The organism is Zophobihabitans entericus (genome assembly GCF_011745665.1).
GTDB classification, from domain to species: domain Bacteria; phylum Pseudomonadota; class Gammaproteobacteria; order Enterobacterales; family Orbaceae; genus Zophobihabitans; species Zophobihabitans entericus.
Genome location: NZ_CP050253.1, coordinates 2,035,074 through 2,051,702 on the forward strand (window position 1 = coordinate 2,035,074; position 16,629 = coordinate 2,051,702).

13 protein-coding genes are annotated in these 16,629 nt (G+C 40.0%); 8 read left to right on the forward strand and 5 right to left on the reverse strand.

Going from position 1 to position 16,629, the window contains the following annotated elements; genetic code table 11:
* Window positions 1-37: 37 nt before the first annotated feature.
* Together rluA and dsbB are read right to left on the reverse strand one after the other, a co-directional pair.
* Complete coding sequence (gene rluA / locus IPMB12_RS09285; protein WP_166917074.1) at window positions 38-688, reverse strand: bifunctional tRNA pseudouridine(32) synthase/23S rRNA pseudouridine(746) synthase RluA; 651 nt, start codon at window positions 686-688, stop codon at window positions 38-40.
* 167 nt (window positions 689-855) lie between these two features.
* On the reverse strand, window positions 856-1,389 hold the full coding sequence (gene dsbB / locus IPMB12_RS09290) for a disulfide bond formation protein DsbB (protein WP_166917075.1): 534 nt from the start codon (window positions 1,387-1,389) through the stop codon (window positions 856-858).
* Between the two features lie 111 nt (window positions 1,390-1,500).
* On the opposite strand from dsbB, the gene rluC reads away from it, so the two are divergent.
* Together rluC and IPMB12_RS09300 are read left to right on the forward strand one after the other, a co-directional pair.
* Window positions 1,501-2,460: a 23S rRNA pseudouridine(955/2504/2580) synthase RluC gene (rluC, locus tag IPMB12_RS09295; protein ID WP_166917076.1), complete on the forward strand. Its 960-nt coding sequence runs from the start codon at window positions 1,501-1,503 to the stop codon at window positions 2,458-2,460.
* A 37-nt stretch (window positions 2,461-2,497) separates the two neighbouring features.
* Complete coding sequence (locus IPMB12_RS09300) at window positions 2,498-3,154, forward strand: histidine phosphatase family protein (RefSeq protein WP_166917077.1); 657 nt, start codon at window positions 2,498-2,500, stop codon at window positions 3,152-3,154.
* Window positions 3,155-3,203: 49 nt separating this feature from the next.
* Here the strand turns inward: IPMB12_RS09300 and IPMB12_RS09305 are convergent, their stop codons facing one another.
* Both IPMB12_RS09305 and bepA read right to left on the reverse strand, forming a co-directional pair.
* Window positions 3,204-3,920: a DUF554 domain-containing protein gene (locus IPMB12_RS09305; RefSeq protein ID WP_166917078.1), complete on the reverse strand. Its 717-nt coding sequence runs from the start codon at window positions 3,918-3,920 to the stop codon at window positions 3,204-3,206.
* 359 nt (window positions 3,921-4,279) lie between these two features.
* Window positions 4,280-5,734, reverse strand: coding sequence for a beta-barrel assembly-enhancing protease (gene bepA / locus IPMB12_RS09310; RefSeq protein WP_166917079.1), 1,455 nt, complete (start codon window positions 5,732-5,734; stop codon window positions 4,280-4,282).
* A gap of 179 nt (window positions 5,735-5,913) precedes the next feature.
* Here bepA and rlmKL point away from each other — a divergent pair, with 179 nt between their 5' ends.
* From rlmKL to IPMB12_RS09335, 5 genes are all read left to right on the forward strand, one after another.
* A complete protein-coding gene (rlmKL, locus tag IPMB12_RS09315) occupies window positions 5,914-8,052 on the forward strand; it encodes a bifunctional 23S rRNA (guanine(2069)-N(7))-methyltransferase RlmK/23S rRNA (guanine(2445)-N(2))-methyltransferase RlmL (protein WP_166917080.1) in 2,139 nt (712 codons plus the stop codon).
* A gap of 35 nt (window positions 8,053-8,087) precedes the next feature.
* Window positions 8,088-10,016 (forward strand): ABC transporter ATP-binding protein, encoded by a 1,929-nt coding sequence (locus IPMB12_RS09320; protein ID WP_166917081.1) that lies wholly within the window; start codon window positions 8,088-8,090, stop codon window positions 10,014-10,016.
* A gap of 170 nt (window positions 10,017-10,186) precedes the next feature.
* A complete protein-coding gene (locus IPMB12_RS09325; protein WP_166917083.1) occupies window positions 10,187-11,446 on the forward strand; it encodes a PqiA/YebS family transporter subunit in 1,260 nt (419 codons plus the stop codon).
* A gap of 13 nt (window positions 11,447-11,459) precedes the next feature.
* A complete protein-coding gene (gene pqiB, locus IPMB12_RS09330; protein WP_166917085.1) occupies window positions 11,460-13,112 on the forward strand; it encodes an intermembrane transport protein PqiB in 1,653 nt (550 codons plus the stop codon).
* Window positions 13,112-13,672 carry an ABC-type transport auxiliary lipoprotein family protein gene (locus tag IPMB12_RS09335; RefSeq protein WP_166917087.1) on the forward strand — a complete coding sequence of 187 codons (561 nt, stop codon included), beginning with the start codon at window positions 13,112-13,114 and terminating at the stop codon, window positions 13,670-13,672. The genes pqiB and IPMB12_RS09335 overlap by 1 nt, the downstream gene beginning before the upstream one ends.
* A 108-nt stretch (window positions 13,673-13,780) precedes the next feature.
* Here IPMB12_RS09335 and IPMB12_RS09340 read toward each other — a convergent pair whose 3' ends face one another.
* Window positions 13,781-14,656, reverse strand: a complete 876-nt coding sequence (locus tag IPMB12_RS09340; RefSeq protein WP_166917088.1) for a D-hexose-6-phosphate mutarotase — start codon at window positions 14,654-14,656, stop codon at window positions 13,781-13,783.
* Between the two features lie 458 nt (window positions 14,657-15,114).
* Here IPMB12_RS09340 and IPMB12_RS09345 point away from each other — a divergent pair, with 458 nt between their 5' ends.
* The gene (locus IPMB12_RS09345; RefSeq protein ID WP_166917089.1) at window positions 15,115-16,245 is read left to right on the forward strand and encodes a ribosomal protein uL16 3-hydroxylase; all 1,131 of its coding nucleotides are present in this window, start codon (window positions 15,115-15,117) and stop codon (window positions 16,243-16,245) included.
* Window positions 16,246-16,629: the final 384 nt, after the last annotated feature.

The window sequence follows — 16,629 nt, forward strand, 5'->3', positions numbered from 1 at the left end:
GTGATGGTTCTCTTGTAATGATTTATTGTATCTGAACCTAAAAATCAGGCTCACAGGTAAATGTCACCCGCTCACCGGTTTTAGGATGAGTGATAGATAAAGATTGTGCGTGCAATTGTAATCGTTTTGCCATCGCTAGTCCTTCTGGTGTGGCGTAAAACTTATCACCTAAAATAGCATGACCCAGTGACTGCATATGTACGCGCAGCTGATGAGAACGACCAGTAAATGGAATAAGTTTGACCCGGGTTGTATTGTCGCTATCTCTGGAGATGACCTGATATTCCGTAAAGGCTTTTTTGCCATGTTCAAAGCAAACTTTCTGTTTTGGTCTGTTTGGCCAGTCACAAATCAGCGGTAAATCGACAGATCCCAAGTCGTGCTCTAAATGGCCAAATACTCTGGCGATATAATATTTTTTAGGTTCCCGTTCACGAAACTGACGCTTAAGCTCTCTTTCCGCTTCTTTGGTTAATGCAACAACCATGATACCACTGGTCGCCATATCTAAACGATGCACTGATTCAACAAAAGTAAAATCCCGTTGCAAGCGTGTGATAATGCTATCGGGGAACTGAGCGCCAGGTACTGACAATAAACCGCTTTGTTTATTAACAACAACGATGTGCTCATCCTGATAAAGGATATTTAGCCAGGGTGATGTGGGCGGATTGTATTCAAGTAACATATCATTATAGAAACCATAGACAGAAAATTAGCCGGCATTTTATCAGAAGTTCAGCAAATAGTGAAAAAGAGAAGAATGATTACCTTAATTTAAGGTTAAGTAAAACTCTAATAAAATCAAAGGGTTATAAAATGGGGTTTTACATTCAACCCTTTGATTTATTTTAATTATTCATTCCACATCGCGCGGTTACGAGGTTTGAATAATTGAGAAATAAGGACAAGTAAACCTACGATAAAATAACAAGAGAAAATAATTAGTAACCATTGAGACATTTCGATCGTTAAGAAATCCCAGACACGCTCAGAACAGACGCCATAAGGTTTAAACATCGCAGGGAACCATGAGTCTAAAGGTAACCAGCTTGGGAACTGTACATCGACCGGACATGAGTTAAAAATAGACGGTCTGAATTGTAGAACAACCTGATCATACGCGAGCAGAAAACCCTGAACAGCAGAGAATAACCAGATGATTATTGCAACAAAACGCAGGAAAAAACTCTTTGGTTTAATCATGGCAATCAGGCTGGAGATCATAATGCCTAATATTACACAACGTTGGTAGATACACAGAACACAGGGAGCAAGCGCTAAAACATGTTGAAAATAGAGAGCAACAATTTCAAATGAGACTGCTGATAGAAAAAGCAAGAACCAGGCAGTTCGCCCTCTTGAATACTGACTAAGTAAACGCAACATATTGATATCCTTCCAATCAAGATTCCATTTCAAACAAATTGGCATAGTTTAAGTTATTTTTATATAATGTACACATTATTCTTTAGCTTGTTAACCCCATATTGGCTTTGCATGACATCTTTATTACCTCAGGTTACTTTTATTACCGTTACATCTGAATACGCAGAACAGCGTATCGATAATTTCCTTCGTACTCAGTTAAAGGGCGTACCTAAAAGTATGATTTATCGTATTTTGCGTAAAGGTGAAGTCAGGGTAAATAAAAAACGAGTTAAACCAGAGTACAAACTTATAGATGGCGATGAAATCAGAATTCCACCCGTTCGAGTAGCCGAAAAAGAAACACCAGAAGTTTCACCTAAACTGGAAAAAGTTGCCAGTCTGGAAAGTACCATTATTTTTGAAGATGATTCACTGCTGGTGATCAATAAACCATCCGGTATTGCTGTGCATGGTGGTAGCGGACTCAGTTTTGGTGTTATTGAAGGATTACGTGCACTAAGACCAGAAGCGAAGTTTTTAGAACTGGTACATCGCATTGACCGTGAAACCTCCGGCATTTTACTCATTGCTAAAAAGCGCTCGGTGCTGCGTTCTTTACATGAACAACTGCGATTAAAACAGGTACAAAAAGACTATCTGGCACTTGTTAAAGGAACATGGCCATCTGCCTGTAAAGTGGTTGAAGCTCCTTTATTAAAAAATACCTTACAAAGCGGTGAACGAGTCGTGAAAGTTAATCGGGAAGGTAAACCTTCAGAAACCCGTTTTAAAGTCGAGGAACGTTTTGAACAGGCAACACTGATTAAAGCCAGCCCGGTAACTGGAAGGACTCACCAGATTCGTGTACATACTCAATATGTTGAGCATCCAATTGCTTTTGACCCACGTTATGGTGATGCTGAATTTGATCGAAAACTCTCAGCTACTGGCTTAACGCGCCTGTTTTTACACGCTGCTAATATTCGTTTTGAACACCCTAAAACGGGGGAAACGATGATTTTAAATGCACCATTAGATACGATGTTACAGAATTGTTTAAAACAACTACGTCATCAAAATCATTCATAAAACAACCAGATAAAATAAACAAGAATAAGGATAAACCATGAAAGATCTTAATCTCTACCTTGTACGCCACGGTGAAACTGAGTGGAATCTTCTTAATCAAATGCAGGGTTCACAAAACTCACCATTGACTGAAAAAGGGATTGCCGGTGCTAAAACAACAGGTAAGTTTTTAGCTAACGTTCCTTTCGTGAAAGCTTATTCAAGTAATCAAAAGCGCGCGATTGAGACCCGTGACTATATTCTGGCAGAACGCGCTGATAAAGGCGTTAATGTTCCGCGTAAGGAGCTACCGGGCTTTGCGGAAATGGATTTTGGTTCATGGGAAGGCGTATATGTACCAGATTTAGCTAAGCTACCAGAATTCCAAATCTATTTAACTTCACCAGAAAACTATGATCCAACCAGTAATCAGGGTGAATGGTATTTAGACGTACTGGCTAGAATGAAAGCGGCACTAGAGCAAGTGATTGCTGAAAATAGTACTGGTGATGTATTAATTGTTTCTCACGGTTCAGCACTGAGAATTTTATTACACGTGCTGCGTGGTGGTGACTGGCGTGAGCATCGTGAAGAAGAGCTTTGCCCGCGTATTTTAAATACCAGTATCAGTTTAGTGAATTATAAACAAGCTGAGGGTGAGAAAGAAGGAACTTACACATTCCAATGCTTTAATGATGTGAGTCATCTTGAATAATAGCTGATAGTAAATCAGCTATTATCTTTTAACTTTAGTGAATCAAACATTAGAAGATTTGTACCCACAGTGCTGATATTGGCATTACCAGTACTAAGCCAAATAACATATTGGCAACAGGGAAGGACTTAATTCCACAGATTCTAAAACCTGTTGCCAGCATGATCATTCCGCCGCAGGCAGAGAAGTCGCCAAACATTTCAGGTGTAACTAGTGGCTGAATTAAACTGGCCAGTAAAAAGAGGGCAGCCTGAATAATAAATTGTGGAATCGCAATTAACGAGACGGAATAGCCCAGCGTAATTGCGAAAATAGCCGCCGTAAATAAATCCAGACAAGCTTTTGTAATCAATAATGAAGGGTCGCCTGACATGCCTTCTGTTAATGAACCAAAGACTCCCATGCCACTGGCACAAAATAGCACAACTAACGCGACATATTTTTCAATGAATTCTTCGTGGCTGGCGTAAAGAACTGTATCCGGACTAGGTTTATCAACAAATTTACGAAGTTTTAGAGACAGGTTTTCTATACGATTTTCAAGGCGCAGAAGCTCACCAATTAAAGAACCTATCAACAAGGATAAAATGACAGCTGGAATGAAATTGACTTTGATAATAAGAGCCACACCAATACCCATTGACGCACAACCGAATGTCATTGGTAACGCTTCACGAACTCTGGCTGGAATTTTTTTACCAAAACTGGCACCAAAAAGACCGCCGATTAAAATGGCTGTGCCATTAACAATTGGACCTATCATCATACAAATTATCTCTTGAGGTTTATCTATAATACGAAGTGAGGAGATTGGTTTCTTCATTGATTGCAAGGTTATGAGACGAACAAGAACTAAGCTACCACCAATGATAAACAAATATCAATCGATACATCGACATGAGATTATTACGATAATTGTAGTAAAGCAGGTACAAATTTGGCATGAACGACATATGTTTGCACCCAAGAGCTTAATGCTGGTCATTTAAAAACAAGGCAATGACAGAGGAAAGAATCCTGTAAATAATATAAATGGATATTTTCTTTAGTCAATAAAATGTTTTATCTATTTGAAAAATAAATAAATTTATAATGACCAAATGATTTTCAGCGATAATTTAATAACTATCGCTGATAAGTGGCATATCGTTGCTGAAGTTGTTGTAACTGCGCTGCTCTGGCATCCAGACGGGCCAGCAGAATTTGATTATCTTTGGTATAACTTTTCGCGTTAGTTAGTAAATTAATCGCCTGAGCGAATTGCCCCTGCAAAGCTAAAACTTCAGCTCTGGCTGACATTTCTTCCGCGCGTAGACGCTGCGCAGAATAAACAGTTGCCAGCAGCTCCCAGCCATTAATATCACTGTTATTGGCATGAGTATAACGATGTAACAAACTTGAGGCGCGCTGATAGTCTTTATTTTGAATATAAGCATTAGCCAGATTGAGCTGTAATACCTGACTACTTGGATTGGCTTTAATTGCAGCTTGTAAACGTTCAATCGCCTGAGTTTTTTGATTGAGCTCTAAATCCAGATCGGTCATTAAGTCCACGTACCAGATATTGGTGCTATCCTGATTATAGAGCGGTTCTAATTTACTTCTGGCAGACTGATATTGTTGCTTAGTATATAACGACAATGCTTCACCATAGATAATGGCTTTTGCGATTTGAGCATTGTTGGTTTTTTTGTATTCATCCAGTATACGGTCAATGGCGCTTTTATCGTTACTAAATGCAGCAATACGCGCTTTAACCAGATAGTAATCCAGTGAAGACGCTACACTTTTTTGAGCAAACTGATTAGCGCGGTTACGCACGTCAGATAAACGGCTATCGGGTAATGGGTGAGTAAGTAAAATTTCTGGTGGTTTAGACATAAACCTTGCCTGATCTGCCAGTTTTTGTAAAAACTCTGGTGAAGCTTGTGGATCAAATCCAGCGCGGGTTAAAATTCTCATACCGGCACGGTCAGCTTCCTGCTCATTACTTTGAGTAAAACTGATCATACTTTGCTGGGAGCCAGCGATAGTGGTCGACATCGCTGCCATGCCTGCTTCAGGGCTGGCAAGTGCCAGAAGGACTGAACCCAGTGCAGCACCCCACACATAAGGACTGTTATTTTTTTGTGCTTCCATCGCTCTGGCTAAATGGCGCTGTGTGACGTGAGAGATTTCGTGCGCCATCACCGAAGCCAGCTGACTTTCATTATCTGTATCTAAAATTAAGCGAGAATGGATAACAACATTACCACCAAAAAAGGCAAACGCATTGAGCACATTACTGCGCATCACAAAGAAGTTAAATGGAGTTTGTACTGAATCAGCACTGGCAACTAATTTACCACCTAACTTATTCACATATTCTGAAATTAATGGATCATAAGTTAGCGGAGCACTGCCACGCAGCATACGCAGGTAATAGTCACCCATCTCAATCTCCTGACCGATACTGAGCGTACTGACCGCTGCCGTACCAATTTCAGGTAAATTTAAGTTGGTGCTATTAGCGCTCGCTGCAAGCGGTTGTATAAGTAAACCAGTCAGCAAAAGCGCCAGAATTGATTTCTTTGTTTTCATGCAAAAGTGCCTTTAGTCATTCCTGGTGGTGATTTTAGAACAATATCCTATATGATATCAGTTGTAAATGTGATTGTTTATCGATTGATGCGCCCTTGAATTGAAGAGTTCTGCTTACTAATTTAAGCAGAGTCATCTATAATAGCGCTCAATTTTATTTATTTAAGTCGGATTTAGACATGAGAACATTATTTGCCAGCACCAGTCGCGGGTTAGAAGAGCTGCTAAAAAGTGAACTGGAAGCACTGGGAGCACAAGAATGCCGCATCATTCAGGGTGGTGTTTCTTTTCAGGGTGATGATCATGTCATGTATCAAACGCTACTTTCTTGTCGTTTAGCATCGCGTATTCTTTTGCCTCTGGCTGAATTTAATATCTATAGTGATTTAGACTTGTATGCTTGTGTGAATAATATCAGCTGGACAGAGATATTTGATGTTGAGTCAACGTTTGTTATCGCATTTACCGGTACTAATGACTTTATTCGTAATAGTCAATATGGAGCCTTGAAAGTCAAAGATGCTATTGTCGATCACTTTGTACAGAAGCAGCAAAAACGCCCGGATATCGCTAAACAAGAGCCTGATATTCGTTTGCACGTCTATTTAAATCGTAATCAGGTAACGCTTTCTTTAGACCTTAGCGGACAAAGTCTGCATCAGCGTGGTTATCGTCAGGGTGCTGGTGAAGCGCCATTAAAAGAGAATTTATCTGCTGCGATTATTCTGCGTTCTGGCTGGCAAAAAGAAACTGTGCTTCTCGATCCAATGTGTGGTTCCGGTACTTTATTAATCGAAGCAGCAATGATGGCTGCTGATATTGCGCCGGGTATTACGCGTCAGCATTGGGGGTTTAAAGCCTGGAAAGATTTTAACCCAAGTTTATGGAATGAATGTTTGTTTAATGCCAGAGACAAAGCTAAATCGGGCGTGCAAAACGTAAATGGTAAGTTTATTGGTTATGATAACGATACCCGAGTGATTGAGCTGGCAAAAGAGAATGCTAAGCAGGCTGGTGTGGGTGATTTAATCGAATTTTCTGTGCAGGATGTGGCTAAGCTAACAAATCCATGCCCTGATTTAACCGGGACGGTGATCAGTAATCCACCTTATGGTGAGCGTTTAGAGAGTGAACCTGCGTTAATTGCGTTACATACTGCACTTGGGCGTATTATCAAACAAGAGTTTGCCGGCTGGCGAGTGTCACTATTTAGTGCAGCACCGGAGCTGCTTAATTGTTTACAGCTACGTGCCGACAGACAGTTTAAAGCTAAAAATGGTCCACTGGATTGCGTACAAAAAAATTATACTATTGCTGCTAAAAAAGCAGAACAGGTGCAGGAAAACAAAGATGTTACAGCAAAAGAGGAACCGCTCTTTGCCGCTGATTTTGCTAATCGTTTACGTAAGAATGAACAGAAACTTTCTAAATGGGCACAGCAACAAGGAATTGAGTGTTATCGCTTATATGATGCAGATTTACCTGAATACAATGTTGCCATTGACCGCTATAAAGATAAGATTGTGATTCAGGAATATGCACCGCCTAAAAATATCGATCCACAAAAAGCTCGTCAGCGTTTATTTGATGTGATTAATGCCACGCTGGTGACACTTAACTTATCGGCTAATCAGTTGATCTCTAAAACCCGTGAACGGCAAAAAGGTAAACAGCAATATCAAAAACTGGCGCAGAAACAGGACTATTTTTTAGTTAAAGAATATAACGCTCAGTTTTGGGTCAATCTGACAGATTATCTGGATACCGGACTGTTTTTAGATCACCGTATTGCCCGCCGTATGCTGGGTGAGATGTCTAAGGGTAAAGACTTCTTAAATCTGTTTGCTTATACAGGAACAGCGACAGTGCACGCCGGACTTGGTGGGGCTAAAACAACCACTACGGTGGATATGTCTAAAACGTATCTGGAGTGGGCAGATCGTAATTTACATCAAAACGGTTTAACCGGACGCAATCATCGACTGATTCAGGCTGATTGCTTATTCTATTTGAAAGAGAGCCGTGAACAGTTTGATGTAATTTTTATCGATCCACCAACATTTTCTAACTCCAAACGTATGACCGATACCTTTGATGTGCAGCGTGACCACCTGATGCTGATGGAAAATCTAAAGCGTTTATTACGCCCGGATGGCGTGATTATGTTCTCCAATAATAAACGTGGTTTTAAAATCGATGATGAAGGTATGCAGCGTTTGGGCTTAACTTATCAAAACATCACCGATAAGACCCGTTCACTTGATTTTGAACGTAATCGACAAATTCATAACTGTTATCTGATCAGACATCAGAAATAGACTAAATATCAATTAATAAATAAGACCGGATAATTATGGCTCTGATTAACTTATCTGACGCGTATCTCTCATTTAGTGATGCGCCTTTGCTTGACCACATGAATCTGTACATCGAACCGGGCGAGCGCGTCTGTCTGGTTGGGCGTAATGGTGCAGGTAAATCGACACTACTTAAAGTATTAAATAAAGAGTATCCTCTGGATGAAGGGCAGGTTATTTACGAGCAGGGGATTGTCGTTTCACGTTTACAACAAGATCCGCCGCGTAATGTGCAGGGCAGTGTGTTTGATTTTGTGGCAGAAGGTCTTAAAGATCAGGCTGCGCTGTTAAAAAAGTATCATGCGATCTCAAAACTGATCGAGCAAGATCCCAGTGAATCAAATTTAAAACAACTGGCAGATCTTCAGGATCAGTTAGATCATCATAATATTTGGCAGATCGAAAGCCGGATTACGAATGTTTTAATGCAGCTTGAGTTAAATGCTGATACTCAACTGGCATCACTCTCTGGTGGCTGGTTGCGTAAAGCGGCGCTGGCTAAAGCACTGGTATGTAATCCCGATGTTTTATTGCTGGATGAGCCAACCAACCATTTAGATATCGATGCGATTGAATGGCTGGAAATATTTTTGAAGAGTTTTTCCGGTAGTATTGTGTTTATCTCTCATGACCGTTCATTTATTCGTAATATGGCGACCCGAATTGTTGATTTAGACCGTGGACAAGCCTCATCATGGCCAGGAAATTACGACCAATATCTGATTAGTAAAGAAGAAGCTTTGCGTGTTGAAGAGTTACAAAATAACCTGTTTGATAAACGCTTAGCGCAAGAAGAAGTCTGGATTCGTCAGGGTATTAAAGCGCGCAGAACCCGTAATGAAGGTCGTGTTCGGGCATTAAAAGCGATGCGTCAGGAACGTGCAGAACGCCGTCAGGTAATGGGAACTGCGAGAATGCAGGTTGAAGAATCACTACGTTCAGGCAAAATCGTTTTTGAGCTGGAGGATGTCAATTATTCCATTGGTAATAAGCAACTGGTTAAAGATTTCACTGCTCAGGTACTGCGTGGTGACAAGATCGCGTTGATTGGCCCAAATGGTTGTGGTAAAACCACTTTATTGAAACTTATGTTGGAGCAAATTAAACCCGATTCAGGGACTGTACATTGTGGTACTAAGCTGGAAGTTGCGTATTTCGATCAGTACCGTGCTGAGCTCGATCCGGATAGAACGGTGATGGATAATCTGGCGGAAGGTAAGCAGGAAGTGATGGTCAATGGTCGCTCACGTCATGTGCTTGGCTATTTGCAGGACTTTTTATTCCACCCAAAACGAGCGATGACACCGGTTAGCGCACTGTCTGGTGGTGAGAGAAACCGTTTACTACTGGCTAAATTATTCTTAAAACCAAGTAATCTGTTAATTCTCGATGAGCCAACCAATGATCTGGATGTTGAAACACTGGAATTGCTGGAGGAGCTGGTTGATGAATATAAAGGAACTGTGCTACTGGTGAGTCATGATCGTCAGTTTGTTGATAATGCAGTGACACAGTGCTGGATTTTTGAAGGTAATGGTGTAATCAAACAATATGTTGGTGGTTATTTTGATGCTCACCAGCAGCAGCAAAATGTGAAGCAGACTCAACTTAAATCTGAAACAGTAAAAACTAAATCGGTGGAAGATAAAAAAGCCACCGGAAGCCCGGCTACAAATACGACAAAACCAAAAAGTACTCAGCGCCTTAGTTATAATCAAACCAGAGAGCTGGAACAATTACCACAAAAACTGGAACTGCTGGAAGCAAAAATTGCAGAGTTACAAGCACAGGTGAGTGATGTGGAGTTTTTCTCTAAACCCCATGATGTGACCAATAAAATTCTGGAACAATTAGCGCAGAGTGAGACTGAACTAGAACAGGCTTTTGAGCGCTGGGAAGAGTTAGAGTCGATAAAAAACAGTTAATTAATCTACTTACCTTCATTAATCAGTTTATGTTACTGCATAAACTGATTTTTCATGCTTTTTCGCAATTGATGCGTTATTGCTGTAATTGGTCTGGCAAACTATGGCGTCGCTATCAAATCTTTGATATAACAACACTCTTACTAATGCAAAATTGAATGTTACGCTAAATGGATGCCACTAAATTCGACAAAAATCCTTATGATGAACAATATATGTTGTGTCATCACTGTGATCTATTGGTCGAAATTCCTCGTGTAACTAATAAGCAAAATGTGAACTGCCCGCGCTGTCAGGAACGCTTAACGCGTTATCGTCAGGATACTAATCAGCAGGTGGTTGTATATTCGGTATGTGCACTGATTATGCTGGCGGTTGCCTGCTTGTTCTTCTTCGTCAATATTCGTGTGGTTGGTGTAACTAGCAATATGAGTCTGTTTATGGTGCCAAATATTCTTTGGGCAGATAACTACTCTTATTTATCGATGCTGTTTGTGTTTTTTGTGTTGGTCTTTCCTGCTCTTTGTTTGTTGATATTACTGGTTTTAAGCACTGATATTAAACTGCCGACCAGAGTAAAAGTGTTCTTACTGGTCTGGTTTAATCGCTTGCATATCTGGTGCATGGCAGAAATCTTTCTGGCTGGTGTTCTGGTGAGTTTTGTGAAGTTAACCAGTTATGGCGATATTGGTGTCAGTCTGAGCTTTTTACCCTATTGCGCTTTTGTATTGTTACAAATCAGGGCAATCTCTTTGTTTATTCCCCGTGCAGTCTGGCAAAAAATTGGCCCGACAATCTATGTCTTAACACCAATGGTGGCGGGTAAAACCGGTATTGAGCAAAATATTCGTTTATGTCGCTGTTGTCATGCCATTTTACCGATGAATATGAACCGTTGTCCGCGTTGTAAAGAGCATGGTAAAGTACGGGACGTAAAAGGTATTCAATGGACTATGGCACTGCTGCTGACCTCAATTATTTTATATATTCCGGCCAATATGTACTCGGTCATGAGCACCACATTTTTAGGCTCTACGTCTAATTCAACGATTATGGACGGTGTGATTTATATGTGGCAGGAGGGTGATTATCCTGTTGCGCTGGTTATTTTTATCGCCAGTATTGTGATTCCGGTCTTAAAAATTTTAGCATTGATTTGGTTATGTTATTTTGTGTTAAAGCTGAGAGAGCAAACGAGCGATCAAGATTGCTTAAAAATGAAAAAATTATATGACATAGTAGAGATTATTGGACGCTGGTCGATGATCGATATTTTTGTCGTGTCTGTTATCGCTTCACTCATTCGTAATGGTGAATTGATGGCAGTCTATCCAAATATAGGCGCAGTCTTTTTTGCTACCGTTGTGATACTCACGATGATAGCTGCGCATAAATATGATCCTCGTTTAATTTGGGATCGAACAAAATGAGATGGTACTGAGTATGGAAAACGAAACTAAACCAACCCATTCACAAAATAAGATGGCTAAAATTACCCGCTATAAATTTTGGTCTCCAATCTGGATTATTCCTATTGTGACTATTTTGATCGGGGCGTGGGTGATTTTTTCTCACTTTATGGAACAAGGTCGCTCCTTTACACTGATCACGTCTGATGCCAGTGGTATTGTGGCGGGTAAAACAGTGATAAAAAGCCGAAGTGTGGATGTTGGTGTGATCGAATCAGTTACACTCAGTGAAGACTTCTCACAAGTGGTGATTAAAGGCCGATTGAATCAGAATATGGATTCTTTGTTAAATAAAAACTCTATATTCTGGATTGTAAAACCACAAATTGATAAAGACGGTGTCTCAGGTCTTGGTACTTTACTCTCAGGTGTTTATATCGAACTATCGCCGGGTTCAGGAACTGATGAGTATAATAACAAGCCTTTTCAGTTACTTGAATCTGCGCCACTGGCCTCACCAAATACACCGGGTATTCGAATTAATCTGGTGAGTACTCAGTCAGGTGTTATCTCTAAAGGTGCGCCGGTACTATTTCGTGGCTTTAAAGTGGGTAACGTGGAAACATCTGACTTTGATCCGCTAAATCGTTCGATGACTTATCGTCTGTTTATCAAGCATCCATATGAATCACTGGTGACTGAAAATGTTCGCTTCTGGCGGGAAGGAGGAGTGAACTTTGACCTGTCTCCGCGTGGAGCAAGTCTGGAAGTTCCATCGATTGAGGTTCTGCTTGCCGGAGGGATTAGTTTTGATTTACCTGATGGTGCAGCCGCGGGTAATCAGGCGACTGAACTGGCTAAATATACGTTATTTGATGATAAGCGCTCTATTCAGGAATCTCAGTACACACAATATAAAGAGTATCTGTTATTCTTTAAAGACTCTATCGCAGGTTTGTCAAAAGGTGCACCTGTTGAATATCGTGGTATTCGTCTGGGAACCGTGTGGGAAGTCCCTTACTACGTGCCAGAAATGACCTCCATTGCTGCCTTCAAATTTAATATTCCGGTATTGATTCGTATGGAGCCGGAACGCCTGAGTGAAGTGAAAGTGGATGGGTTTGCTCTGCTTGATACTTTTATTGCTGAACAGAAAAATGGTCTGCGAGCAGCCATTAAATCGGCTAACTTATTTACTGGCTCAATGTATATCGATTTAGATTTTTATACCGAAGGTATTGAACAGACTAATGCAACACCAGAAAAAGCCTACGGTCTTGATGTTATTCAGACAGTACCTGCAGGACTTTCACAAATTCAGGCGAAAGTGATTCAGACTCTGGATAATCTGAACCGTTTACCGCTTGACCAAACAGTGGCAGAGATGAATAAAGTATTGGCAGAAGGCCAGAAGTTACTGGATTCATTAAATGGTATGGCGAGCAGTAAAGAAGCTCAGAATATTCCTAAAGATCTGCAGAATACGATTAAGCGTTTAGAAGAGACGTTAAAAGGATTACAACCAGGTTCTGATTTCCATAATTCACTCCAAACAGATATGGAAAAATTTGGTCAGACCTTGGAAAAATTACAACCATTACTTGATACTTTGAATGAGAAAAGTAATGCATTAATCTTTGCTGCTCCGACTAAACAGGATCCGCAGCCAAAAGCGAGAGAAAACTAATGAAGAAGCTAATTGTTACCCTTTGTGTATTATTTGTAGTGAGCTGCTCCAGCAGTTCACCTGCTAAACGCTACTTTCAATTAACCAGTGATTTTTCTCAGACTGAGCAGCCAGCTTCACAAGCGGTAAAAGATTTTATCTGGATTGAGTCCGTTAACGTGGCACCATACTTAAACACATTAGGTATTGTTTATCAAACTAATGATGTGGAATATGTAACGGCCAATAATAATCTGTGGGCATCTTCACTTTCTCAGCAAATTACTGCCCGGGTAGTGCATGACCTGTCTATGTTGTTGCCGGGTCGTCTGGTGTCTGATAAGCCATTAAGTAAACCAGTTACAACGCTGAAAGTCTTTATCGATAGCTTTCATGGTCATTACGCCGGCGATGCATTGATTAAAGGTCGCTGGATTATTAATCATAATGACACTATGACGGTTAAAAACTTTAACTATGTTATCAGACAGTCTCAGGACGGTTATGAAGACTTAGTGAAGACATTATCAAAAGGTTGGCAGGAAGAGGAAGTCGATTTAGTTAAAACTACGAAACTATAACTGCATAACGATTGTATAAAACTGCAAATAAATCAATAAGTTAAATTTATAACTCTTTGATTTATTTGCAGTTTTTATTTTAAAAGATTAAATCAATAATCATGACAATTAGATAAGACGAATTTCAAACCCAAAGGTTGTTGTTTCTTTATCAGAAGATTGTACTGGTTCAGCTATTCGTCCTGTTTCGACACAGACCATCTGTTTGTAGCTATCATTAGCCATATCTTGCATTGACGCAGCCCCTTCTTGCCACGGACTCCAGACTACTACGTTTGGAGCATTCAGGTGAGTGATGGCAATTGTGCGATAGGTATCGTGAATCAAGGTGGTTTTTTCTGGCGCTAAATACAGACGATCAATTGCCTGATTAAATGTCATAGAGCCATCAGTTAAAGACTCTTCTTTACCGGTTAAAAAGTTACGATAAGGATTACCCAGACCAGTAATTTTGACTTTTTCAATATCACTGATATTGAGGTAAGTGTGTAGTGCTGCGGTGAATGTGTAATTTCCCTGACTGGACAAATTGACCCGACAAGTATCACCGAGATAAATTTCAATAGTTAAAGTAAATGCATGATTCCAGAGCTTTCTGGTTTCGGCATTATCCTGTACCTGCAGCGTCAATGTTACACCGGCGGTATCTTCACTGTGTTTAATGAGTTGCCACATGGCCGTACGAACCACGCCATGAGAAGGTGGCCCACCAAGTTTATTAAACCATGGCCAGCACACAGGTACACCGCCACGAATAGCAAGTTCTGGTTTGAAAATAGCTTCTTCGCTCAACCAAATTACGGGATTATTAGTCTTTTTTGGTTGCCAAAAGAGTAAATGCCCACCATGCAGTGAAACGGCAGCAGTACAACGGGGATGATTGACTACCAGTACGGGTAAATCATTTTGTTGAATTTGTTTCAGATAAGGGCTGATGACTTTCGCCTGATTATTGGAGGCTAGTAATGCCTGAGTAATACTCATAGAACCTTCTTTCTTCTTGTTTTTATGATGACCGGAAATGATTATACATCAGAAAAAAGAATATTCTTTAGTTTTTTTACTGTGCGAATAAACTGATCGAGTTGAAAAAGATAAATTAAATAGTAAAGTCGTTTATTTTATCCTATCTGATATGATTAATATTTTATTTAACCTTTTATTTAATTTTAGTTTTTAATAAAAATTAATAAGAATAAAATGAAAACTAAGTTTTTTGTGCTATAAAAATTAAATCTATTCTGGTGAGACATTTCGGAGTGAGATAAAATACCTGCACTATACAAACGAGCTGTTGTGAGTAACTTATATAAACACGAGTAAATAGTTATTATTGATGTAGCTGATATAGTTACAGTGGCTTGTAAAACTTTATTATTTTATATGGTGAAAAAAGTGATAAAGTCATTTCATTCTTAAATATTATTATGGAGTAAGGTTCTATGAGCTATCAATTAGATATCGACTGGCCTCATTTTTTAGCCCACTATTGGCAAAAAAAACCGGTTGTTCTGAGAAAGGCATTTAAAAACTTTCAGGATCCTATTACTCCTGATGAATTGGCTGGTCTGGCAATGGAGCAGGAAATCGAAAGTCGTCTGGTGACAAATAAGCAAGGTAAGTGGGATGCTAAGTTTGGTCCTTTTGAATCTTACGACCATTTGGGTGAAACTAACTGGAGCTTATTAGTTCAGGCTGTTGATCACTGGCATGCAGAAGCGGCGACATTGGTTGAGCCATTTCGGTGTTTACCACAATGGATATTTGATGATCTGATGATTTCTTACGCGACACCAAAAGGTGGCGTGGGCCCGCATATTGATCAGTATGATGTGTTTATCATTCAGGGCATGGGTAAACGTCGCTGGCGGGTAGGGGATATTGACCCAAATTACAAGCAATTCTGCTCTCATCCGGCACTTTTACATGTAGAACAATTTACTCCAATTATTGATGAAGAAATTACTGCCGGGGATATTTTATATATTCCACCTGGATTCCCGCATGATGGTGTTTGTATCGATGAATCGTTAAGTTATTCCGTTGGTTTTAGATCACCAACAGCGCAAGACTTGCTGAGTGGTTTTGCTGATTATGTGCTTGAGCATGATGCGGGTAAGTATCATTATGCTAATCCGGATTTACAACTGGCGCCGGAAGCTATCACTATTCAGCCACATGAAATTAGTCGTCTGAAAGAGATGATGATTGAGCTGATTCAAAATGAAGAGCTGTTTAATAACTGGTTTGGTTGTCAGATTACTCATTCGATGCATGAACTAAATATTGTCCCGGTTGAACCTGAATATACGACGGATGAAGTTGCCGATATTTTATCGTCTGAATCTTTACATAAAGTCACTAGTATTAGAATTGTGAAAATTGCGGAGAATTACTTTATTCATGGTGAACCGCTCCGATTACCGGCATCACTTTGTGATCTGTTAGCGCAGCATTCTATTGTGGAACCTGAGCAATTTGCTGGTTATTTGCATAAGCCTGAAGTGATGAATGAGCTCGTTCAATTGATTAATAAAGGGTATTGGTATTTCTCTGATGAGGGAGAGGAATAAGGATTATTAGAGTTGTGTTGTAATTAGCAGAGTGTTTAGCGGGGGGAGCACGCCCCCGTTAACGTGTTGTTTTGGTGATGTTGCTTATTCTGTGGGCTTGATGGCCGACCATACCATAGAGGCGCCCGCTCGAGGACTCGCTAAGACCTCTAAAGTATGGTTTCCATCAATCAAGGCTCTGGTGATGTCTCAGAATAGTTTCTCAATATCAAGAAATTATCATCTAAAAGAAACTAAATAAGAAAAATTCTTAAATTCTTAAATTCTTAAAAAATCTGTTCTTATCTGTCTTGAAGGTCAACAGAATAAGATGTTATTCCTTTTTTAGTTACATCTCAGATGCCGTGATTGATGGAGAGCGTACCTCATAGGTCTTAGCGAGTC